21 protein-coding genes are annotated in these 22,939 nt (G+C 58.4%); 16 read left to right on the top strand and 5 right to left on the bottom strand.

Annotation, left to right across the window (positions count from 1 at the left end):
- The 3 genes from BQ8011_RS01115 to BQ8011_RS01105 all read right to left on the bottom strand — a co-directional run.
- Window positions 1-201, bottom strand: a 201-nt coding sequence (locus BQ8011_RS01115) for an asparaginase domain-containing protein (protein WP_200801138.1), incomplete at its 3' end; no start/stop codon positions are given.
- A gap of 224 nt (window positions 202-425) precedes the next feature.
- A complete protein-coding gene (locus BQ8011_RS01110; RefSeq protein ID WP_072456815.1) occupies window positions 426-959 on the bottom strand; it encodes a DUF3060 domain-containing protein in 534 nt (177 codons plus the stop codon).
- A 19-nt stretch (window positions 960-978) separates the two neighbouring features.
- Window positions 979-2,202, bottom strand: coding sequence for an OmpA family protein (locus BQ8011_RS01105; protein WP_072456812.1), 1,224 nt, complete (start codon window positions 2,200-2,202; stop codon window positions 979-981).
- A 151-nt stretch (window positions 2,203-2,353) separates the two neighbouring features.
- On the opposite strand from BQ8011_RS01105, the gene BQ8011_RS01100 reads away from it, so the two are divergent.
- The 5 genes from BQ8011_RS01100 to BQ8011_RS01080 all read left to right on the top strand — a co-directional run bounded on the left by BQ8011_RS01100 (window position 2,354) and on the right by BQ8011_RS01080 (window position 7,745).
- Window positions 2,354-3,091 (top strand): phosphoglyceromutase, encoded by a 738-nt coding sequence (locus BQ8011_RS01100; protein ID WP_048713089.1) that lies wholly within the window; start codon window positions 2,354-2,356, stop codon window positions 3,089-3,091.
- Window positions 3,092-3,744: 653 nt separating this feature from the next.
- Window positions 3,745-4,623 (top strand): hypothetical protein, encoded by an 879-nt coding sequence (locus BQ8011_RS01095; protein ID WP_072456810.1) that lies wholly within the window; start codon window positions 3,745-3,747, stop codon window positions 4,621-4,623.
- A gap of 283 nt (window positions 4,624-4,906) precedes the next feature.
- Window positions 4,907-5,446: a CarD family transcriptional regulator gene (locus tag BQ8011_RS01090; protein WP_072456807.1), complete on the top strand. Its 540-nt coding sequence runs from the start codon at window positions 4,907-4,909 to the stop codon at window positions 5,444-5,446.
- Complete coding sequence (locus tag BQ8011_RS01085; protein ID WP_072456804.1) at window positions 5,443-6,273, top strand: IspD/TarI family cytidylyltransferase; 831 nt, start codon at window positions 5,443-5,445, stop codon at window positions 6,271-6,273. The genes BQ8011_RS01090 and BQ8011_RS01085 overlap by 4 nt, the downstream gene beginning before the upstream one ends.
- 89 nt (window positions 6,274-6,362) lie before the next feature.
- Entirely contained in the window at window positions 6,363-7,745 is a 1,383-nt protein-coding gene (locus tag BQ8011_RS01080) for an MFS transporter (protein WP_106406393.1), read from the top strand.
- A gap of 21 nt (window positions 7,746-7,766) precedes the next feature.
- On the opposite strand, the gene ispF is transcribed toward BQ8011_RS01080, so the two are convergent.
- Window positions 7,767-8,270, bottom strand: coding sequence for a 2-C-methyl-D-erythritol 2,4-cyclodiphosphate synthase (ispF, locus tag BQ8011_RS01075; RefSeq protein WP_072456802.1), 504 nt, complete (start codon window positions 8,268-8,270; stop codon window positions 7,767-7,769).
- 118 nt (window positions 8,271-8,388) lie between these two features.
- On the opposite strand from ispF, the gene thrC reads away from it, so the two are divergent.
- The 4 genes from thrC (at window position 8,389) to rlmB (ending at window position 13,035) form a co-directional block, all read left to right on the top strand.
- Complete coding sequence (thrC, locus tag BQ8011_RS01070; protein WP_072456799.1) at window positions 8,389-9,840, top strand: threonine synthase; 1,452 nt, start codon at window positions 8,389-8,391, stop codon at window positions 9,838-9,840.
- 73 nt (window positions 9,841-9,913) lie between these two features.
- Entirely contained in the window at window positions 9,914-11,377 is a 1,464-nt protein-coding gene (gene cysS / locus BQ8011_RS01065; protein WP_072456796.1) for a cysteine--tRNA ligase, read from the top strand.
- 29 nt (window positions 11,378-11,406) lie between these two features.
- The gene (locus tag BQ8011_RS01060) at window positions 11,407-11,949 is read left to right on the top strand and encodes a DUF1697 domain-containing protein (protein WP_072456793.1); all 543 of its coding nucleotides are present in this window, start codon (window positions 11,407-11,409) and stop codon (window positions 11,947-11,949) included.
- 99 nt (window positions 11,950-12,048) lie between these two features.
- Entirely contained in the window at window positions 12,049-13,035 is a 987-nt protein-coding gene (rlmB, locus tag BQ8011_RS01055; protein ID WP_072456791.1) for a 23S rRNA (guanosine(2251)-2'-O)-methyltransferase RlmB, read from the top strand.
- Window positions 13,036-13,089: 54 nt separating this feature from the next.
- Here the strand turns inward: rlmB and BQ8011_RS01050 are convergent, their stop codons facing one another.
- Window positions 13,090-13,695 carry a hypothetical protein gene (locus BQ8011_RS01050; RefSeq protein ID WP_231945331.1) on the bottom strand — a complete coding sequence of 202 codons (606 nt, stop codon included), beginning with the start codon at window positions 13,693-13,695 and terminating at the stop codon, window positions 13,090-13,092.
- Window positions 13,696-13,848: 153 nt separating this feature from the next.
- Here BQ8011_RS01050 and BQ8011_RS01045 point away from each other — a divergent pair, with 153 nt between their 5' ends.
- The 7 genes from BQ8011_RS01045 (at window position 13,849) to BQ8011_RS01015 (ending at window position 22,883) form a co-directional block, all read left to right on the top strand.
- On the top strand, window positions 13,849-14,361 hold the full coding sequence (locus BQ8011_RS01045) for a DUF456 domain-containing protein (protein ID WP_072456788.1): 513 nt from the start codon (window positions 13,849-13,851) through the stop codon (window positions 14,359-14,361).
- 267 nt (window positions 14,362-14,628) lie between these two features.
- Window positions 14,629-15,915, top strand: coding sequence for an adenylosuccinate synthase (locus BQ8011_RS01040; RefSeq protein ID WP_072456785.1), 1,287 nt, complete (start codon window positions 14,629-14,631; stop codon window positions 15,913-15,915).
- A gap of 189 nt (window positions 15,916-16,104) precedes the next feature.
- Window positions 16,105-17,316, top strand: coding sequence for a hypothetical protein (locus tag BQ8011_RS09100; RefSeq protein WP_231945330.1), 1,212 nt, complete (start codon window positions 16,105-16,107; stop codon window positions 17,314-17,316).
- A 214-nt stretch (window positions 17,317-17,530) separates the two neighbouring features.
- Window positions 17,531-18,121 (top strand): heme-binding beta-barrel domain-containing protein, encoded by a 591-nt coding sequence (locus tag BQ8011_RS01030; protein WP_072456782.1) that lies wholly within the window; start codon window positions 17,531-17,533, stop codon window positions 18,119-18,121.
- A 117-nt stretch (window positions 18,122-18,238) separates the two neighbouring features.
- Window positions 18,239-19,426 carry a CAF17-like 4Fe-4S cluster assembly/insertion protein YgfZ gene (ygfZ, locus tag BQ8011_RS01025; RefSeq protein WP_173656074.1) on the top strand — a complete coding sequence of 396 codons (1,188 nt, stop codon included), beginning with the start codon at window positions 18,239-18,241 and terminating at the stop codon, window positions 19,424-19,426.
- A 93-nt stretch (window positions 19,427-19,519) separates the two neighbouring features.
- On the top strand, window positions 19,520-19,945 hold the full coding sequence (gene dtd, locus BQ8011_RS01020; protein ID WP_072456779.1) for a D-aminoacyl-tRNA deacylase: 426 nt from the start codon (window positions 19,520-19,522) through the stop codon (window positions 19,943-19,945).
- A 472-nt stretch (window positions 19,946-20,417) separates the two neighbouring features.
- Window positions 20,418-22,883 (top strand): ATP-dependent Clp protease ATP-binding subunit, encoded by a 2,466-nt coding sequence (locus tag BQ8011_RS01015; RefSeq protein WP_072457813.1) that lies wholly within the window; start codon window positions 20,418-20,420, stop codon window positions 22,881-22,883.
- Window positions 22,884-22,939: the final 56 nt, after the last annotated feature.

Below are 22,939 nucleotides of genomic sequence, written 5' to 3'. Positions count from 1 at the left end.
GATAATCATCTGCCAATGAACAGGCGTCGTCTCGGAAGAATCAACCAAAGGGGAGAGCTGAGAAAGAGAAACCTGTCCTGAGAGTTCAATACCGTCCAATTGCGCATTGAGCCACGAGGCCAAGTCAGCGCCCGGACGCAAACCGTCGGGAGAATCAACCATTCCGATGGTGCCCCCGGCGTAGGTTACGTGGATCCTCATGATGGTCCTCTTCTGTTGCGTGGACGATTGGTGGTGAAGCGAAGCGCCAGATGAAAGCGAATGGCCGGCTCGGCCTCGTCAATCGAAGAAAATCTATCGCGAATGGATGGCTGCGTGCACGCCATTAAGCGGAGGTTCTCATCAAAGATGCCGGACGCTCGCGCATACGGAGAAGGGGCCAGGACGCCTGACGCATCCCAGCCCCCTCTGCAAACTACAGAGACTCAGCCCTTGGAGACCGAGTTGTTGGCACCCGTATCGGCAACATTGGGGTTGCCCGAGGAGTAGGTGACTTTGTTGCTCGAGCCGCTGATGCTCACGCGGTTCACGGAAGCGAGGGTGACAGTGTTGTCGCTGCCGCCGATGGTGATGGACTCGATTGCGTGGGTCGAGGTCAGCTTGACGTCCGAACCGAAGATCACCACGTGGGCGACGCCCTCGGGAACGGTGACAACAACGTCAGAATCTACGATAGTCTGAGTGCTTCCGGTGACGCCCTGTGCCGTTTCCTTCGCGCCATTAGCAGCAGAAGAAGCGGTTGCCTGCGCTGCGGAGACGGTCGCAGACGCGCTGACCAGGCCGGCCGATGCGGCGGTCGAGGCCTCGGCAGCGGCGCTCTGGAGAGTTGCCTTCGCGGAGGCCAGCTGCTCGGAAGCGCCCTGATTGTTGGTCTGGCTACAGGCGCTGATTCCCATTGCGAGGGCAACGGTCGTGGTGACCGCGAAAGCGGCCAGAGAACGAGGTGAACGAATAGTCATCGTGAATCCTTGAAAATGATCAGAAAGCGGGAATGAAGATCTCAACTCGGCGGTTTGCCTGGCGGCCTGCCGGGTTGTCGGAGCCATCGGCGTTCGTGTTCGGAGCAACAGGCTTGCTCTCGCCGAAGCCTTGAGAATCCAGGGTTGCCGTGACGCCGTCCTTCTTCAGCTCGCTCACGACAGCGGCTGCGCGCTCCTCAGAGAGAGTCTGGTTCGATGCGTCATCACCGATTGAATCGGTGTGGCCGTAGATGTGTGCAAGCGGAACCTTCGCATTAGTCAGAACCTCAGCAAGATTCTTCAGGGTTGCCGCTGCCTCGGGACGAATATCGGACTTTCCGAAGTCGAAGAGGACACCGTCCTCAAGGGTGATGGTGGTACCGCAGCTCTCGACAGGCTTGAGGCCGTCAACCTTGGGGAACTTGCCGACCTTGCCGGCAGTCGGGGCCTTGTCGGCCTTGATTTGCTGTCCGTTGACCTGCGCGGTGCCATCACCGTTGTTGATGATGTTGAGGTTCGGGTCGGTGTAGACGCCGCCACCCTTGCCATCAAGGTTGTAGTTCACGGAGGTCTTGGTATTGCTGTAGGTGCCCGAGCCGTCAGCACTGATGACGATGCTTTCGCCGGTCGCCGAGTTGTTGTAGGTGCCGGAGCCGTCGGGGCTGATGACGATGTTCAGGGTGTTGGAGTTGTAGGTGCCGGAGCCGTCAGCGCTGATGACAATGTTCAGGCCGGTGGATGAATCGTTGTAGACACCGCCGCCCGTACCGTCGACGACGATGTTCAGGGGGCCCTCGTTGATGACACCGGAGCCGTCGCCGTTGTTCACAACCTGCTTATCGCCGTTGTTGGAAACACCAGAGCCGTCACCGTCAAGGACGGTGTTTCCGCCGTTGGTGATAAGACCGGAGCCGGCACACACGGCGGGAGCAACTGTCACGCCGGGAACGGAGGAAATCTTTGAGGTCGCGTCGATAACAGCCTTGTCCGCGTTGGAAGCGAAGACACCGATCGGGGGAACCTTGAAGAGAGGAATCGGCGGGATCTCGCCGGGCTTGTAACCTGCGACAGCCGGCACTGCGGTGGCCGTCGTGGCGGAGGGCTCGGGAGCTTGCGTTGTCTCGGTTGTCGTTGAAGTAGAAGGCGTGTTCTGGGAGCATGCACTCAGAGAAAAGAGTGCGGCCATTGCGGTCAACGCGGTCGCCGTATGGAAAAAGTGGCGCTTTGATGTTGTGTCACTCATGCGGAAAGCTTAAAGGAATGTTGCTGGGTGCTTGCTGGGCGGGTACTCGATATGGACTGATCATGGTTGATTTGTTTGCGAGTGCATGTGAAATAGATGATGCATGACACACGTCCTGACACATATGGGAAAAGGGTGAAAGAATAGGAGCATGACCTACAAACTGGTGCTGCTCCGCCACGGCGAGAGCGAATGGAATGCAAAGAACCTCTTCACCGGTTGGGTGGATGTTCCGCTGTCGGACAAGGGCCGCGCGGAAGCAACCCACGGTGGTGAGCTCCTCAAGGAGTCCGGTGTTCTTCCGGATCTCCTGTTCACGTCGATGTTGCGTCGCGCGATCATGACCGCGAACCTGGCTCTCGACGCCGCTGACCGTCACTGGATCCCCGTTGAGCGCAACTGGCGTCTCAACGAGCGTCACTACGGTGCGCTCCAGGGTAAGAACAAGAAGGAAATCCGCGACGAATACGGCGAAGAGCAGTTCATGCTGTGGCGCCGTTCCTTCGACGTGGCTCCGCCCGCCATCGAGGCTGGCTCCGAGTTCTCGCAGGATCAGGATCCCCGTTACGCCGGCGAGCCCGTTCCCATGAGCGAATGCCTCAAGGACGTCATCGCACGCCTGCTGCCCTACTGGGATGAAACCATCGTTCCCGCGATCAAGACCGGAAAGACCGTCATGATTGCCGCGCACGGCAACTCCCTGCGCGCCATCGTCAAGCACCTGGATGAGATCTCCGACGAGGATATCGCCGGCGTGAACATCCCCACCGGTATTCCGCTGGTGTACGAGCTTGATGAAGAGACCCTCAAGCCCATCAAGAAGGGCGGCACCTACCTGGATCCTGAGGCCGAGGCGAAGATCGCCGCGGTCGCTAACCAGGGCAAGTGATCTGAGCGAAGTCCCGGCGTCGCCTTTTCAGGCGATGCCGGGACTTCGTTATATCTGCTGTGGGGTTCTGTTTATTGACGCGGAGGGGAAGATCGTTGTAGTTCCTGCGCTGATGCTGTTGCGATGCTTCACCCCGGACAAAGTGCGTCAGAGCATCAACCGATTCGCAGTATTTGTACCTTTGCCTCCTCATCCAGACGCACTTTGTCCGGTTGTATGGAGATTTGGGCGCGCTAGGGCAGCGATTGCACGGGTGGGCCATTTGAGTAGCTGCTGTATGCGGGTTCGGTTTCTGACCTAAAGTGTCGTGATTGCGCATCCACAGTGTTGTGTTTGCGCTGAGTTATCCACAGATTGCGTAACTGTTCCACCCGTTGAAGTTTCAGCACGCATCCTTGCTGATAGATGAACAGTGTTTCTCGGGTGCAGATCCGAAAGAGGAGGGTGCGGTGAAACTCGTTATTGAGCCACGTCTCATCTGCTCGATTATTCGGAGTGTGTCCCAAGCAATGCTCTACTCGTCTACAAGTAACCGACGAGTTCTCGCCAATCGCTGTCGATCCGGTGAAATCGTTCGGATCATCAGAGGAAGTTATCTTCCCTCATCTGTCCTCCGATCGGCTTGTCATCAAGGGCTGGTGAATGGTCAATTCGTGGTCCTGGTCGCACGAGCTCTGGCGGCGATCCACCGACGCCCCTATCTCGTGCTTGATTCTCGTCTGTCACTCTTTATCTATGGCTACACGCACGACTTTGCCCTCGCTCCGGATTTGTGTCACGGCAAAGATCACAGCCTTCGTCCTCTGCATTTCCCAGCAGTTGCTCTCGATCAGCACGTCGTCGCAGCTGCGATCAGCGTCCGCCCGCGTCATTGTGATGGGCGTGCGGGTCTTAAGACTGTTTCAGGACTGCGTTTCTTAGATCAAGAATCTCTCCTCATCCGCTGCGTGACGCGTGCACCTCGCCACGTGCACTTGGCTGATCTTTTTGCCCAGATCAACATGATTTTTGCGGCCATCGTCAACTTCAATCGTTTCAGGCAAGAGGTTTCTCGCGCCCGGGAACGCTCAGTTCGAGAGAATCTTCAACTCATTCATGCGAGCCTTGCCCGCAATATTCGTAACGCCGCCAAGCTTCGATCCTTGATCCCCAGACTTGATGCAGGCTGCGAATCTCCCGGCGAATCTCGTCTCCTGTTCATTTTGCAATCTGCCAGGGCTCCTCAAATGCAGACCCAATATGAAGTCATTGCTGTCGGTCGGCAGTGTTTCGTCGATATTGCTTTTCCAAGGCACAAAATTGCATATGAATTTGATGGCCGCCAGAAATATGGGGATACCGTCGATCAGGTTCATTCGGTGATTGAAGATGAGCAAGATCGCCAGCGTCGTCTCGAGGCCGAGGGCTGGAAAGTCGTTCGTCTGCGGTGGAGTGCGCTGGCCGAACCATCCCTCGTTCTGAGACAGCTTTCCGAGATTCTTCTCTGGCAAGCGAGGCGACGAAAACGACTCAGAGTCCGATCTAATGGCTAGGGATCGCTTGCGCGCGGAGAGAAATCCGAGACTCATTTCGGTAGATGGAAGCGGGCCCCGGGGCCACTTGTACGCGGAGGGACATGGGAAGGAAGAGCGCGTCCGACTTTGAAGTTTCGGTAACTGCTGGCCGCGGGAGAACTGCTACCTTCCCGCGGAAAGACTTCAGGCAGCAAAGCTCTGTGAATCCTCAGGAAAAAGCGAGTTCTCGTCCCGGGCACACAAAGGGCACGAACTGATAGAATATAAACCGCAGTTCAGCTGGAGTGCAGGAGTTTCTTCTATGTCATTTGAGATCGGTCAGACCGTTGTTTACCCTCACCACGGTGCCGCCAAGATTGAGGAAATCTCCACCCGCATGATTCGCGGAGAAGAGAAGATCTACCTAACTCTTCGCGTGAGCCAGGGAGATCTTACTATTCAGGTTCCCGCCGAAAACGTTGACCTTGTTGGGGTTCGTGACGTTGTGGACGAAGACGGGCTTGAAACCGTTCTCTCGGTTCTTCGCGCTCCCTATATTGAGGAACCGACGAACTGGTCTCGTCGTTTCAAGGCAAACCAAGAGAAGATCGCGACCGGTGACATTGTGAAGGTCGCCGAGGTTGTCCGCGATCTTACTCGTCGCGATGATCAAAAGAAGCTCTCGACGGGCGAGAAGCGCATGCTGACGAAGGCGCGTCAGATCCTCAGTTCAGAACTTGCTCTTGCCCGCGGCATCGATAAGTCCGCTGCTGCTGCTCGACTCGATGAGGTCCTTGCCGAGGGATACGACGCCTCCCTCGCCATCGCGGACGACCTCCCGGAAGACGATTCGGAAGAGTGACACAGACTCATTCCGATCGAGTTTTTGCGGTAATCACTGCCGCAGGATCGGGTAGTCGGCTGGGCTCGGATCGCCCCAAAGCCTTGGTCGATCTTGAGGGTATGTCTCTTGTTGAGCGTGCTCTGCTTAATCTGCACGCGGGCGGCGTTGCCTTTTCGATCATTACCGCGCCTCCCGCTCACCTCGACGAATTTAACGAGGCGCTTTCTTCGCCGGAATTGCGCGCAATCTCGCGTGTTGTCCCCGGTTCTCCTCTATCGCGTCAAGCCTCTGTCGCGGCAGGCTTGGATGCGCTTGCAGAAATCTTGGGGGAAGATACCGCTGCCCGAAAGTGCGCCATTTCTGTATCGGATCCCACGGCCTCGGCAGTGGGGGAGGATACGCCGGTGCTGATTCACGACGCTGCGCGCCCCCTGGTGTCTGCGCAGCTGGTTCGGCGGATCATCGAAGCCCTCCGCTCTGGTGAGAAGGCTGTCATTCCGGGGCTTCCGGTTTCCGATACCTTGAAGAGTTTCCGCCTGATTGACGAGGCCTCGGCGGGGGAATCCTCGAGCGCGCGCTATGTCGATGCGACCGTTGATCGTAGTGGACTGGTTGCTGTCCAAACTCCTCAGGGATTTCCGTGGTCGGTGATTCGGGAACTGCATAGGGGTGCCGCGTCCTTTGGAAACAGTGAGGAAACAGCGCTTACTGATGATGCAGGCTTAGCTCAGAGCGCGGGGATTCCCGTTCGGATCGTCCCGGGTGAGGGGCGTGCACTCAAGATTACGACCCCAATTGATCTGGTTTTTGCTCGTGCGATCCTAGCCGGGGGCGCTCAAGCTTGACGACCATCACATCTATTTTTTCTTTTTCTGAACTGTGCCGTGCTAGGTTCACTTGTAGGCCTAAGGTCGTAGGCGCATAAGGAGTGAGTATGAGTGAAACGACGACCCCTCAGTCGATGAATGCTTCGTCGAAGAAGAAATCATCGATCCTGACGAAGCCCGTTATTGAGTGGGCAATGTGGGACTGGGGATCGGCAGCGTTCAACGCAGTTGCAACGACTTTCGTCTTTTCGGTGTACCTGACACACGATGGCACTTTCACTGACAAGGGAACTGCCAGTGATTACCTCTCGTGGGGTCTTTTCGCCGCGGGAATCATCATCGCACTCTTGGCCCCGATTACCGGACAGAGGGCAGACCGCCGTGGAAAAGGTGGCGTCGCGCTCTCAATCTTCACGGTTCTTGTGGTGATCTGCCTGGCGTTGATGTTCTTCGTTGCGCCGCAGGGACCCCTGGGGCCGCGTGGGGGATTGCTGTTGGGCATCGGCCTGCTTGGTGTGGGAAATATTTTCTTCGAGTTCGCCTCGGTGAACTACAACGCCATGCTGAACCACCTGTCAACGAAGGACAACATGGGCCGTATTTCGGGCCTTGGATGGGGTTCGGGTTACGTTGGTGGAATTGTTCTGCTCCTTATTCTGTACGTCGGCCTCATTAACCCCGAGGTCGGTTGGTTTGGAATTACCCACGAGAATGGGCTGAATATTCGAGTTTCGATGGTCATTGCCGCGCTGTGGATGCTGCTGTCCTCTTTGCCGTTGATGTTCCACCCGGTTAAGCCCAAGCACATTGACGAAAAGCACGGCGAACACGAGACCCTATGGGATTCCTACCGCAAGCTGGGAAGTACGGTGAAGTCCCTGGCTAAGGACACTCCGCACACCCTGTTCTTCCTAATCGCTTCGGCGGTCTTCCGTGACGGGCTCGCTGGTGTTTTCACCTTCGGCGCGATCTTGGCGGGTACCGCTTTCGGCTTCACATCGGGTGAAGTAATTATCTTCGCGATCGCCGCGAATATCGTTGCAGGAATTGCCACAATTGCGATGGGCACCTTGGATGACGTCATTGGCCCGAAGCAGCTCATTGTGCTGTCACTGAGCTGCATGGTGGTTGCGGGAATGAGCGTCTTCTTCCTACACAACGGCGGAAAGATCATTTTCTGGACTTTTGGTTTGGCTCTGTGCGTTTTTGTCGGTCCGACTCAGTCTGCATCTCGGTCTTTCCTGGGACGCATGATTCCCGAAGGTCGTGAAGGCGAGGTCTTCGGGCTCTACGCGACGACAGGACGAGCAGTGTCCTTCTTGGCCCCCGCGATGTACGCGGTGTTCTTGAACCTTGGCCGCAGGTGGACGCCGGCTGGCCACGACTACACCTACTGGGGAATTCTGGGCATCATTTTGATCTTGGCTCTGGGCTTGATCTTGACGCTCTTCGTTCACCCGGCGAAGGCGCGGCTCGATAGCCTGCAGTAGCTTGGGGCATCCGCATAGTCCCTACGCGCGGAAAATCAATGCTGTTGCGCTTGCTGCGATTCCTTCCCCCCTTCCGGTGAAACCGAGGCCGTCAGTCGTTGTAGCTGAAACTGACACTGGAGCCCCCAGAATCTGGCTCATCTTTTCTGAGGCTTCGGGTAGTCGCTTCATCATTCGCGGCCGTTTTGCGATTACTTGGACGGTGACGTTTCCAATCGTCCATCCGGCTTCGCAGAGCATTCGCCTAACTTCCGTGAGGAACGCTTGCCCAGAGGCACCCGACCATTCTGGGCGATCCGTTCCGAAGTTCGTTCCCAGATCTCCGAGGCCGGCAGCGGCGAGAAGCGCGTCGCAGGCCGCGTGGGCAGCGGCATCCCCATCAGAGTGCCCTTCAAGAGGGGTTTCCCCCGGCCATTCCAGGCAGGCAAGCATCAGCGTTTTCCCGTCATGGGGCGAAACGGATGAAGCAAAGGCGTGGACGTCGATTGCGTGTCCGACACGAAAAGGGGAAGATATTTCACTCATGCCAGTAGCCTAAATGTCCTCGCCGGCATTTGCGTACAGTTTTTCTCAACTCAGGCAAAGCGTCTCAGATGAATCGATTCACCCCGCTGCCTGCCTGTGCTCACGGTAGGGTGAGACCGTGCGTTACATTTCGACCAGAGACACCCAGGCCACTTCCGCGTCCTTCTGCGATATTTTGCTCGCTGGACTTGCGCCTGACGGCGGCCTGTACCTGCCCGAAAGCTACCCATCGCTCAGCAGTAATCAGTTGAGCGAGTGGCAGACACTGCTCAAAGAACGCGGTTACGCCGCCCTTGCAGCTCGAGTTCTTGAGCTGTTTATCGACGATATTCCCCGCTCAGATATTGAAGCCATCTGCGCTCGTGCCTACCGCACCCCGGTCTTTTCCGACCCCGAAATTGTCCCCGTAACCTGCCTGAACCAGGAAGAAAACCTCTGGCTTGCGCACCTGTCCAACGGCCCCACAGCCGCATTCAAGGACATGGCCATGCAGCTGCTCGGCGAGCTTTTCGAGTATGAACTTGAACGCCGCGGAGATTGGCTCACCATCGTCGGTGCGACCTCGGGTGATACGGGAAGCGCCGCCGAGTATGCCCTCCGCGGGCGCAAGGGACTGAGCGTTGTCATGTTGACGCCCGCCGGTCGCATGACGCCTTTCCAACGCGCACAAATGTTCTCTCTCCTCGATGAGAACATCGTTAACGTGGCTGTTGATGGAGTTTTCGACGACTGCCAAGACCTGGTCAAAGCCGTCAACATCGATGCCGACTTCAAACAGCAGTGGCACATCGGTGCCGTCAACTCCATCAACTGGGCACGCCTGTTAGCCCAGGTTGTCTACTACATTGCGACATGGTTGCGCCTGAGTGAGCGCCTTGGTGAAGACGCGCGCGTGAACGTGTGCGTTCCCTCCGGCAACTTCGGCAATATCTGCGCTGCGCACATTGCCCGCCAAATGGGACTTCCCCTGGAATCTCTGGTCGTTGCGACAAACGAAAATAACGTTCTTGAGGAGTTCTTCCGAACGGGCGTCTACCGGGTTCGAAGCAGTGAAGATACTCTTGCGACTTCCTCGCCTTCGATGGATATCTCGAAGGCTTCGAACTTTGAACGATTCATCTTCGATCTTGTGGGCCGAGATGCCGCGCGCACGCGCGATCTTTTCAACCAAGTTGCCGCGCAGGGTTATTTCGACCTTTCTGGAACCGAAGAATTCGCAAAACTTCAGCAGAACTTCGGCTTCTGCGCGGCCTCGTCCACGCACGCAGATCGTCTCGCCCAAATCCGCCGCACCTGGGAGGAATCGCACTACCTCCTCGATCCCCACACTGCCGATGGCGTGCAGGTTGCCCGTCAGGTCGCTGGGCAGCTGGAGGGCCCAGTCGTGGTGATGGAGACTGCGCTTCCCGTGAAGTTTGAGGAAACGATTGCCGAGGCCGTGGGCTTTGTTCCTCCGGTTCCGTTGCGTTTTGCGGATATTGAGGGGCATGAACAGAAGGTCGCTGCGTTGCCTCGCGATGTTGATGCTCTTAAGGAACTGATTCGCACGCGCGTGCAGCCGGGAAGGTAATTTCTCTGCGTTTACACGGTCCCGGGAACTGAACTGGTCTCCAGATGCAGGTAGCACCGTTTACCATGAGAGCATGAGCCTTCATCTGTACGATTCGAAAACTGCACGTCTGAAGCCGCTGGAACCGGTGATTCCTGGACACGTGGGAATCTACCTGTGTGGTGCGACTGTTCAGGGGTCCCCTCACGTCGGTCATTTGCGCTCGGCGGTTGCTTTCGATTCACTGATCCGCTGGCTCAAGCGCGCAGGTCTGGAAGTGACCTACATTCGCAATGTCACTGATATCGACGACAAGATCCTGAATAAGTCTGCCCAGGCTGGGGTTCCGTGGTGGGCGTGGGCGCAGCGCTATGAGCGCGAATTTACTGAGGCTTATCACAAGCTCGGTGTGCTTGACCCCACCTATGAACCGCGTGCGACCGGGCACGTCCCAGAACAGATTGCTCTGATCCAACGCTTGGTCGATCGTGGTCACGCATACAGCGATGGCGCGGGAAACGTGTACTTCAGTGTGAGTTCTCAGAAAGACTACGGTTCCCTCACTCACCAGCGCCTGGAAGATATGCGAACGACGGAAGATGAATCGCAGATCGATTCGGCAACCGAGGCTGGGAAGAAGGACCCACGCGACTTCGCGCTTTGGAAGGCTGCAAAGCCCGAAGAACCAGCCACGGCCTCGTGGGATTCCCCTTGGGGGAAGGGACGTCCGGGCTGGCACCTCGAATGCTCGGCTATGTCGTACCGCTACTTGGGTGAGGCTTTCGATATTCACGGCGGCGGAATCGACCTGCGCTTCCCTCACCACGAAAACGAGCAGGCACAGTCTCACGGAGCCGGCTGGGACTTCGCGCGCCTGTGGGTCCACAACGCATGGGTGACCACCAAGGGCGAAAAAATGTCGAAATCCTTGGGAAATGTGCTCTCGATCGACACCCTCACGGAGGATTTCCCAGCAGCTGCGGTGCGTTGGGCTCTCTCGACCGTGCACTACCGCAGCGCTATCGAGTGGGGGCCGGATACCCTCCCGGATGCGAACGCAGCATGGGAAAAGTTCTCGACTTTTGTCACTCGCTCGATCGAGGCCGTCGGTGAAGCAAGCCCGGAGGAGCTGTTCTTGAGCCCCGAAGAACTCCCCGAAGCCTTCACTCAGGCAATGAATGACGACCTCAATGTTGCAGGCGCCCTTGCCGCAGTCCACGAACAGCTCAAGCTGGGCAATATTGCCCTGGCAGATGGTGATTCCCAGGCCATTAAACGCCAGCAAATCCTGGTTCGCTCCATGCTTGATGTGCTCGGTTTAGACCCGGCCTCGCCGCAGTGGGCACACGCAGGCGCGGGTGCGTCGGCCTCGGGAAACACCGGGGATGACCCGCAAAAGCATGCGCTTGACGTGCTGGTTGGTGCTCTCCTCGAGCAGCGTGCCCAGGCGCGCGCCGACAAAGACTGGGCAACAGCTGACCAGATTCGTGATCGCCTCGCAGAAGCGGGAGTCCAGGTCGCCGACGGGAAAGAGGGAGCAACCTGGAGCATCGGATAGACCAGGTAGTGTGCAGACGGGTAGGAATGATGGAGTATGTAGCGTTACTGCGCGGCATCAACGTCGGTGGTAAGAACAAGGTCGTCATGAGCGAACTGCGTGAGCAAATCGCGTGTGAAGGCTTTGTGGAAGTACGCTCATACATCAACAGCGGGAACCTTGTTTTTATAGCCGATGCTACGCATGAAGAAGTGGCTCGTAGCGTCGAGTCTGTCCTAGATCGATACTATTCCTTCCCGATTCGCTTGGCTCTCCTGTCTGGGCAGGAATACCTTATGGAATTGTCTGATCTACCCCACTGGTGGCATGGGGACGCCGCTCGACGCGACGTTCTTTTCTACACACGCGGGTTAGAGCAGGACCACGTACGCGAGCGCATCGAAGCAATGGTGCTGGGAGATGAATCCGTCCACTTTGGCAAGCATGCCGTGTTCTGGGCAAAATTCGACGAGGCCTCGTTCCTCAAGACCGCCTACCACAAGTACCTGATGCGCGAGGACTTTTATCGCCAGGTGACAATCCGCAGCGGTGCGACGGTTGAACGGATCGCTGCAATGCTCTCGCGGGACTGATCCCTCTAGTGTGATATTTGCCCACACGCGCCCTTGAGGCCCCTACGCGACTTGAACGCCGTATGCTTGTGTCAGTTCACGACAAAACAAGGAGACACGATGGCTGGAAATGATGGACGTCGCGGTGCCGTAAGAAAACCGGGCTCGAAGAAAGGCCCGAAGGTCGGCACTGGCGGTCACTCGCGCCGTCGCCTCGAAGGTAAAGGCCCGACGCCCAAGGCCGAGGACCGCACCTACCATCCCGCATTTAAGCGCAAGAAAGCCCGCGAAGCCCGGGAGGCTCAGGAAGCCGCCATCGCGCGTGCCCGCGCCAAGTCCTCGATCAAGATCGCTGAGGGCCACGAGCTGATTGCCGGCCGCAATCCCGTTGCCGAGGCCGCACGCGCGGGAGTGCCCATCGAACGTGTCTTTGTCCTTGACAACGTGAAGGACGACCGCGTTGAAGAAGTTGTCCGCCTGGCCTCGGGAATGGGAGCGCCGGTCTACGAGGTCACGCGCCGCGACCTAGACGTCGCAACTGACGGTGCGGTCCACCAGGGCGTTGCCATTGAAGTGCGCGGATACGAATACCGCGACGTTGAGGATCTTATTGCGGAGTCTTTGCAGCAGCTGGATATCCCGCTTTTAGTCGCCCTTGATCAGGTCACTGACCCGCATAACCTTGGCGCTGTCTTGCGTAGTTCTGGTGCTTTTGGCGCGGACGGGGTGATTATCCCCGAGCGCCGCAGTGCAGGCGTGAACACCACTGCATGGAAGGTTTCAGCTGGAGCGGCGGCACGCGTGCCTGTTGCGCGTGCGACAAACCTTGTGCGAGCGCTCGAAGACTGCAAGAAGGCCGGTTTCTTCGTTGTCGGCCTCGATGGGGGCGGCGACACCGAATTGCGCGATCTCAAGCTTGCCGACGGCCCGCTGGTCGTCGTCACTGGAGCTGAAGGAAGTGGCCTGTCTCGTTTGGTTCGTCAGACCTGCGATCAGATCGTGTCGATCCCGATCGCCTCGGCGGTGGAATCGCTCAACGCGGCAGTTGCCACGGGAATTGCCCTCTACGAGGTTGACTCGCTTCGTCGCGCTCGCGCAGAAAAGTAGCGAAAGTAGCGCTCAGCGACAACAATGCCCCCTGCCTGCGCAGGGGGCATTTCCTTAAATCTTGCCTTTGCGGCGGCGCTTGACGTCTCTGCGGATGCAGTAGATGTTTTGCGTCTCTAAGAAGTGGTCTTTCGGCAGGTCGGCGGCGTAGAAATACGTTGCACCCCCGCGCAAGAGACCAGTGTTTCGGTATTCCTCTTCGAACTGGTGCAGTGTCTCGTATAAAACATCGTTCAGAATCGAGTCGTTATTCGCGATGATGTCGCTTGGAGTGCAGTAAAGCTCAGTAAAGAACTCTCCTCCTGCGGACGCGCGGCGCGCGGCAACCAGCACCCGGTTCCTCCCGAGCATCGAACGCTTGAGCTTTTGCGGGAATAAACGCGGCGCAAAGTTCACCCAATCATCAGAAATTCCCGACCATAGCAACTCTTTGAGGTCTGAGCCGATAATGATCTCGGTGCCCGTCCACCCGTGAAGGGCAAGCTCCTCCCTGTATCCGGGAGTTTCGCCGCGTGCGCCGAAACGATTCCAAAAATCAAGGCAGCGTCCCACAGCGTGCTCGGGCGATTCATTGACCGGGTACATCGCTGAATAGCGAGCGACCGACGTTGTAAGGATACCGGGATGTTTATTGGGATCTCGGTGTTTAATGAAACCCATCGTTCACTCCTTCGCTCGGGGACGTGCTTCGGCACCTTATTGTGTCTTCTATTGTGGGTGCAAATCAAAGCCGAATAAGGCCGAAATCATGACTGAGTAGCGTCATAATTACTCACTGAAAAATTTCAGATTCAAGAATGCTATGATCCGCTCATGAGTTCAATTGGTCTAATCATCATCGGCTTGGTCATTCTTGTCGGCGTCATCGGTGCAGTCGTTCAAGTTTGGCCATCTTCGCCTTTCATTGGCGGAGCAATCTTTGTCTGGGCGTGGATGACGGGAACGGGAATCGCCTGGACTGTTTTCGCGATCGCTGCGGTCCTTCTGGGAATCGCTGCGATTCTCAAATATGTGATCCCCGCGCGGCAGATCGCCAAAGCAGGAATCCCCAAATCGACACTGGTGTGGGGTGGTTTCGGTGGCCTCGTGGGATGGTTCCTCTCTGCTCTCACGGGACTTGTGGCGGCTTTCCCCTTCGGATTGCTCATCGGAATGGTCGCGGCTACCTACATTGCTGAGTACCTTCGTGCCACGGACAAGCAGACAGCAACGGCCTCGACACTCCAAGTTCTGAAAGCTTTCGGGTGGTCTGTTGCCATCGAACTCTTCGCAGCGCTCTCTTCTGCAACGGCGTGGCTTGCCATTGTCATCGTCGGAGCCAAGTGAAATATCGCGACTGATCTTATGCCTGCGCGTGGGTGTTCTTCCTGCGCGCAGGCCTTTTTATTGTGGAATCAGCGGACATGCGGAATGCTGCCTCCCGACCGCTAACGATCCACAACGCGGCGACGCAAAGGTCAGTAGCACCTGCTTTGCGACAAGAAAGCCCGCTCAACCCGGCCTCGGCAATCCTCGGCTAAACTATGCCTGTTGCGCCTTCGCTGACGCGATCACTTCATATACCCGCTCAACGCATTGAATAACGGAGAAAACATGCCCGCCGTCATCGTTCTCGGCGCCCAATGGGGCGACGAAGGCAAGGGAAAAGCTACCGACCAGCTGGGACAACACACTGACTACGTCGTTAAATTCAACGGCGGCAACAACGCGGGACACACGGTCGTCATCGATGGCGAGAAGTACGCCCTCCACCTCCTGCCCGCGGGAATCCTCTCCGAAGGCGTCACTCCGATCATCGGTAACGGCGTCGTCGTTGACCTCGATGTTCTTTTCGATGAAATCGAGGCCATCACAGCACGAGGCGTGGACTGCTCGCGCCTGCTGATCTCGGCAAACGCGCACATTATCCCCGTCTACAACCGCCTCATGGACCAAGCCAACGAGCGCGCGCGCGGCAATAACCAGATCGGCACGACCGGACGCGGCATTGGCCCGACCTACGCGGACAAGATGAACCGCATCGGTATCCGCATCCAGGACCTCTTCCACCCCGAGACACTGCGCGCCAAGGTCGAGGCCGCGCTCGCCCCCAAGAACACGATTTTCGAGGCCGTGGGTCTGCCTACCCTGAACCCCGCTGAAGTCACCGACCACCTCCTGTCCTTCGCCGATCGCATTGAGCCGATGATGTGCGATGTGTCCTTGGTCGTCAATGATGCTCTTGACCGCGGCGATACCGTTCTTTTTGAGGGTGGTCAGGCAACCATGCTTGATATCGATCACGGAACCTATCCCTTCGTGACCTCATCGAATCCGACGGCCGGTGGCGCACTCGCGGGCGCGGGCGTTGGCCCGACTCGAATCAATTGCGTTGTCGGTGTTGCAAAGGCCTACACGACTCGCGTGGGGGAGGGCCCCTTCCCGACCGAACTTACCGACGAGGTCGGTGACGACCTGCGCACGCGCGGCGGAGAATTTGGCGTCACCACTGGGCGCCCGCGTCGTACCGGCTGGTTCGATGCCGTTGTTGTTCGCTATGCGACGCGTGTCAACGGATTGACCGACTTGTGCCTGACCAAGCTCGACGTTCTCACCGGTTACAAGGAAATTCCCGTCTGCGTCGGCTACGAGCTTGATGGCGTTGTCGTTGATGAAATGCCCCCGGATCAGGTTGATTTCGCGCGCGCGACCCCCGTCTACGAGATGCTCGAGGGCTGGAGCGAGGACATCACCGGCTGCCGGAGCTTCGATGAGTTCCCCGAGGCCGCACAGAAGTACATCCTTCGCCTCGAAGAGCTTGTGAACTGCAGGATTTCTTCGATTGGTGTTGGTCCCGGTCGCGAGGCAACGGTGATTCGTTTCCCGCTGCTTGGGGAGTAATCCTCCGACACGACGTGATTTTTAAGGCCGGCGCCGCGTTTCCTTGTTGAGGGGGAGCGCGGCGTCGGTGCGTGTGGGCGTCATTTGCGCATAAAAAAGCGCGCACCGAGCCGAAAGCGCCTGTCGGCGCGAAGGCCGCTCGTAGCGGCAGAAGTTGGAGCCCGGGGCTTAACAACTCGGTGCGCATGCATGAGCATAGAACACGAGCGTGCCATGCGCATGATGGGGCTCCGCGCTGGGATTAAGACCCCGGAGGCATCCATGTGGGACTATAGAGGAATGGAGAACCTCGAGTCATCCCCTCCGAAACTACCCTCGCGCCGCGAACGCCAGCGTGAACTCGCTGCTCAACGCGCGGTGGAAGAACCCGTGCAAGAAAGCCCAACCCAGCTTTCGCGTAGTGTTCTCGAGTATGACGACACGATTGAACCCGTGACACTGAGCACAGGCATTATTCGTGTTCGCCACGGTATTCGAGCGAGAGAACTCGCGCTTGCAGCCGAAGGCCGCCACTCGAGCACGCACTCTCACGAGCATCGGTCGATTAAACCCGAGCTTCGTCGCGGCCTCCATACATCTGCTCTTACGGTGCTGCTTCTCTCCGTCGCGACCTGTGCCCTCTGGTTCTCACCATGGGAATCCTGGGCGTGCGCGGTTGTCGTCGCCTTGGCCTCGTGCCTGCTGGCGGCGGGCTGGCCATCGCTGACGAACACGAAGGTCACGGTCCCAGCCCAGGTCGCGGTCGGCCTCGCAGGTTGTGTTTCCGCGGGCGTCGTAACTTTCACCGCGGACCTTATGGCGGCCACTGCCGTCATGGGGTTGGGGACGGTTGGCCTTGTGATTGTCGAGGTTTTTACGGCCTCAACGCCGCGTGATTATTCGAAGAGCGGGCGGGTCGTGTGGGCGGCGCGCTCGACGACTTCTTCGCTCATGAGTTCGATGACCGCGCTGCTCCTGGTTGTTTCCGCGTCTTCATGGGTGACCCTTGCCTCCTCACAGGGGTGGAGGATCGCGGTTCCGATCGCTTGCGTGATTGTCTCGTGCACGGTGTGGGGCGATCAGATTGGTGCGAGTTTCCGTTCACAGTCTTTTGGCGCGCTTGGTGCGGCGCTCCTGTCGGGCGTTCTTGCCTCCGTCGCCGTGTGGAAGCTCGGCCAAAGTGCGGACCTGAGTCCAATTGTTCTGCCCGGCCTGGCGGCCTATTCGGGGCTGACGACGGCTGTCGTGATTTTGGGCGTGTTTACGGGAATCGCGGTTGCTCTGGTTGTCATCGTTTTGGATGGTTTCATGGGGGACACCGAGTGGGCGCGGCCGACAATGGGCGCGATTGCGCGTGGGAGCGCGAAGTTCCTGCTCGCCGCCTTGCCCGTGTATATCATGTTCCGGATCGGCGGGATTTAGCCGATTTCCGAGGCCGTGGCTGGGTGGTAGTGTCCGGGGGACTTGCGTGGAGTGTTTGGTCGCGTAATCCCTGTGTGAGACTCGGTTGACGTGCGGCGTTCGCTTAGGGAGCCATTGCCTCGAAACCCCAGTCCATGTGGGCGTTCGCGCAGGGATGGGCGGTGGCAGTCAATTTCGGTTCGCAGATGAAGGTGGGGCCGCTTAGGCTGGATGCATGATGGTCATTCCAGAAAATCTGCCCACTGAAATCGCTCCCTTGGCTTGGATGCTCGGCCAATGGAAAGGCTGGGGGATGCTCAGCGTTGATGAAGGCGAAGATCAGCCGATCTATGAAGAGGTTGAGGGCCTGATTAGTGGCGTTCAGATGAAGCTCGTGACAAGGATTTACTCTGCGAGCGCGCGTGAGTCGATCGATCCCGTCTGGGATGCCGCCACGGGCGTAGCGGCCCTCGAAATTGGCGATCTGATGCGCGAAGAGACGCTCTATGTTTCTCTGCTTCCCGGGTCCGGAGTGCTGCCCGAACCCGGCCAGTTTGAGACTCGTGAAATGGTCGCACAGGGTGCGCAAAGTGACGGTTATAGCGCTCGCTGGGTGGGGCGCTCCATGGGGCCACGTGTTCAGATGGAAACAGATGCCCTGATTTGTGATCCTGCGGCAACTGTCTACCAACGTCTTTCGCGAATGTACGGCCTCGTTGCCGGCGAAATGCTGTGGGCGAACGAAAAGCAGCTTGACGGCGAAGAAGACCAGGTTGAATTGTCGGGACGTCTCATGCGCGTTAATGAAGAGGCTGGTGAAGAGTAAGTGACGCTGGTCGGAGAAGGTTTCTCTTCGGAGAATGGGGGAACCGGCCTCGGTGATGGCGGAAGGGGTGGTGACGCGCAGTGGGTGTCTCCGCTGGCGGAACTTCCCGGCGCGGTTGTGCTCGATGATCTTGACGCTGATCAGACAGGGGAAGGGAACTTCGAAGAAGCGCCTGGTGGCGCGGAAAACACCGCGCCGGAGCCTGCGGCGGTAGGCTATGGCGCTATCGCGCACTACGGGGATCCTTCCGGAGAACAGTGGGCTTTAGAAGCTGGCCGCGCGCTGGTTGATCGTCCCGATCTTGCCATCGTCGAAGTTCGTGGACCAGATCGCTTGACGTGGCTCACCTCGATTTCCAGTCAAGTCCTCACCGGAATCGAAGCGGGGGAATCGCGGGAGCTCTTGATCCTCGATCCGCAGGGCCACATTGAATACGCGGCCGGCGCGATCGACGACGGCGAAGCCCTCTACTTGATGACGGAACGTAGCAGCGCACAGGGCCTTGCGGATTGGCTGAACTCCATGCGTTTCGCGCTCCGCGTTGAAGTCACTCTCTCCCAAGGCTGGTGGATCCTTGGAAGCGTTGGAAATAGTGGTGTTTCCAACTATGAACAGGTCGCGATGACCTGGAATGACCCGTGGCCAGGCGTGGTCGATGGGGGAGCGGAGTACTTCCGTGGCTCGCACCCGGGAAAGAACGTCTCCTTCCATATTCACCTGATTCCCAAGGAAAGAGCGCGCGAGTTCTGGCAGGCCTGGAGCAATGACCAGCTCAAGCGCCGCGCAGCGGGAATAAACGCGTGGGAAGCGGTGCGCATCGCGGCGTGGCGGCCTCGTCTGGGATACGAAACCGACGGACGTTCCATGCCCGCGGAACTGGACTGGCTGCGAACCGCAGTGCACACGAACAAGGGCTGCTACCGAGGGCAAGAAGCCGTCGCGCGAATCTTGAATCTGGGGAGGCCCGCACGCCGATTGGTTTTCCTCCAACTGGACGGATCCAGGGGCGACATCCCCCAGCGGGGACAATTCATTGAACTCAGCGGTCGTCGCGTGGGAATGGTGACCTCGGTTGCGCGTCATGCAGATATGGGGCCGATCGCGCTGGCACTGGTTTCGCGCGCCCTTCCGCCCCAGGTCGTGCTGGATTTGGACGGAATTGCAGCTGCGCAAGAGTTGATCGTGCCGGTCGACGGGAAATCTTCGGTATCGCCGAAGGAACGTCCGGGGGCTGGGCTGCATAATCCCGAATTGCGCCGTCCGGATATTCCCGCGCTTGGTGGGAAGTCAATAGGCAGCCGGTAAAGCCTCAGTCTTGCCCGGATGCTTGTCTCGCTGGTAACTATGGGATGCACAGCTACAAGCGGATGATGAACTTAGGAGCCAAGGAGCACTCCCATGCGTGGAATTTTGCAGCGCGTTACTCGCGCATCAGTGTCGGTCGATGGCCAGGTTGTTGGAGCCTTTGACGGTCCGGGAGCCGTTGTCCTTGTTGGAGTGACTCATGACGACACGGTCGAGAATGCGAAGACCTTGGCCCGCAAGATCGCTGAGCTGCGCATTTTCGAGGATGAGACCTCGATTCAGGACAGCGGGGCATCCGTACTGATCGTTTCTCAATTCACTCTCTATGGCGATGTGCGCAAGGGTCGGCGCCCATCGTGGTCGAAGGCTGCGCCTGGGCCTGTGGCAGAGCCGCTGGTTGATTCCGTTGTCGATGAGCTGCGTGCGCGCGGAATCCATGTTGAAACGGGACGTTTCGGTGCAATGATGTCGGTCGATCTGGTCAATGACGGGCCCTACACCTTGGTCATTGAGGTCTAGACACAAGTCGTAGGAGGGGGCCGGAGCTGGTGACAGCTCCGGCCTTTGTCAGTTTTCGGTGGTTTTGCTGCGCCGGGGCTGTCTCCTCTTCCCGGACACAATACATCCCCACCTCCAGCCCTGTTCTCTATTCCCTCTGCCCACTTCCAGCCCCCTTCCCCGCCAGCACTCAGGCCCTTGCCTCGTTCCTCCCAGCCCGCACTCAGGCCCTTGCCCCCTTCCTCGCCGCCCCCGGACAAAGTGCGTCATAACGGAGGCGTTTAGTTCAGCTCGTGTTCTTTCCTCGCGCACTCTGACGCACTTTGTCCGAAGGTGGACACGGGATCGGGCTCTAAATACTCTCCGAGCCTCCGTAAAACCCATCTGCCCTCGGTGAACAAACGCGCGCGCGGCCTGAGTTCCCCGTAGTGTGGGAGTCAGTGAAAACCAGGTCGCCCGCGCCTCGCTGCGATCTGAACAAAAGGGAGAAACGATGTTTGAACGCTTTACGGACCGGGCCCGACGGGTTGTGGTCCTCGCGCAGGACGAAGCGCGCAGCCTCAATCACAATTACATCGGGACAGAGCACCTGCTGCTCGGTCTAATCACCGAAGGTGAAGGCGTGGCAGCCAAGGCGCTCGAAAGCCTCGATATCAACAAAGATGCCGTTCGCACAGCTGTCATCGACATCATTGGCGAAGGCGAAAAGCCCGTCGAAGGCCACATCCCCTTCACCCCCCGCGCCAAGCGCGTCTTCGAGCTGAGCTTGCGTGAGGCGCTGCAGCTTGGCCACAACTACATTGGCACCGAGCATCTCCTCCTCGGCCTGCTCAAGGAAGGCGAAGGCGTTGCCTCGCAGGTCCTCATTAAGCTCGGCGCAGACCTTGGCAAGGTCCGCCAGACCGTGATCGAGCTCCTCTCCGGCTACCAGCGCAACGGCGACGACGGCCGCGAAAGCGTCGGCGTCGGCGCCTCCTCAAGCGGAAGCGGCCAGACAAACTCGGCGATTCTCGAGCAATTCGGCCGCAACCTCACCCAGGCTGCCCGCGAAAACAAGCTCGACCCGGTGATTGGCCGCCGCACTGAAATGCAGCGCGTCATGCAGATCCTCTCGCGCCGCACGAAGAACAACCCCGTTCTGGTCGGCGAGCCGGGCGTCGGAAAGACCGCAGTTGTCGAAGGCCTCGCCCAGGCAATCGTTGCCGGTGACGTGCCCGAAACCATCAAGGACAAGCAGATCTACAGCCTCGATATGGGCGCGCTGGTCGCCGGTTCACGCTACCGCGGTGATTTCGAAGAACGCCTCAAGAAGATCCTCAAGGAGATCCGCACTCGCGGCGACATCATCCTCTTCATCGACGAGATCCACACCCTGGTTGGAGCGGGCGCAGCGGAAGGCTCCATCGACGCCTCGCAGATGCTCAAGCCCATGCTTGCACGCGGCGAACTTCAGACGATCGGCGCAACCACCAACGACGAATACCGCAAGTACATCGAAAAGGACGCGGCTCTTGAGCGCCGTTTCCAGCCGGTGAAGGTTGATGAGCCCACCGTCGAAGAGACAGTGGGCATCCTCAAGGGCCTGCGTGATCGCTACGAGGCCCACCACCGCGTCATCATTACCGACGCTGCGATCCAGGCCGCCGCCGAGCTGGCCGACCGCTACGTCTCGGATCGTTTCCTGCCCGATAAGGCCATTGACCTGATGGACGAGGCCGGTGCCCGCCTGCGTATTTCCCGCATGACCGCACCGCCGGAGTTGCGTGAGCTGGACGAGAAGATCGCCGAAGTGAAGCGCAACAAGGAGTCCGCTATCGACGATCAGGACTTCGAGAAGGCCGCTGCTCTTCGCGATGAAGAGCAGAAGCTGACCGAAGAACGCAAGCAGAAGGAATCCAGCTGGCGCGATGGCTCGCGCGACTCAATCGCCGAGGTCGGTGAGGACGATATCGCCGAGGTTCTGGCTATGTCGACGGGTATTCCGGTCTTCAAGCTCACTCAGACTGAGTCCGCGAAGCTGCTCAAGATGGAAGACGAGCTGCACAAGCGCGTCATCGGTCAGGATGCCGCGGTTAAGGCTCTGGCTCAGTCGATTCGTCGAACTCGAAGTGGCCTGAAGGACCCGAAGCGTCCCGGTGGCTCGTTCATCTTCGCCGGCCCGACCGGTGTGGGTAAGACGGAGCTTGCGAAGGCCCTGGCCGAATTCCTCTTCGGTGATGAGGATGCGCTGATCCAGCTCGATATGTCCGAGTTCTCTGAGAAGCACACCTCCTCGCGTCTCTTCGGTGCTCCTCCCGGCTACGTTGGCTACGACGAGGGTGGCGAGCTCACCGAAAAGGTCCGTCGTCGTCCCTTCTCTGTCGTCCTCTTCGATGAGGTCGAGAAGGCTCACCCGGATATCTTCAACTCGCTGTTGCAGATTCTGGAAGAAGGTCGCCTGACCGATTCGCAGGGCCGCAAGGTTGACTTCAAGAACACGGTGATCATCATGACCACCAACCTTGGAACGCGAGACATCAACAAGGGCGTGCTCACGGGCTTCCAGTCCACTGAGAACATCACTCACGATTACTCGCGCATGAAGGCAAAGGTGAACGAAGAGCTCAAGCAGCACTTCCGTCCCGAGTTCCTCAACCGCGTGGACGAGGTCGTGGTCTTCCCGCCGCTCGACAAGGAACAGATCAAGCAGATCGTGGATCTGATGATCGCCAACCTTGCCAAGCGTATGGAGGCTCAGGATATGAAGCTCCAGATCACCGACGAGGCGCGCGAGCTGCTTGCGGACCGCGGTTTCGATCCGGTTCTGGGTGCTCGTCCGCTGCGTCGCGCGATTCAGCGCGATATCGAGGACGCGCTTTCCGAGCGCATTCTCTTCGGAGATATCCTTCCGGGGCAGGTTGTCACTGTCGGCGTGAAGGGAGAAGGAGAAGACCGAGAGTTCACCTTCAACGGTCAGTGAGGCCGTAAGCGGTGGACGTCCTTGGGTGGTCCCCCTTGAGTTCGCCGTGACTTGTT

The organism is Actinomyces marseillensis, from assembly GCF_900155605.1.
In the GTDB taxonomy this organism is placed as follows: domain Bacteria; phylum Actinomycetota; class Actinomycetes; order Actinomycetales; family Actinomycetaceae; genus Pauljensenia; species Pauljensenia marseillensis.
The sequence above is the reverse complement of the archived record's forward strand: the minus strand, read 5'-3'. Positions and strand labels throughout refer to the sequence as shown.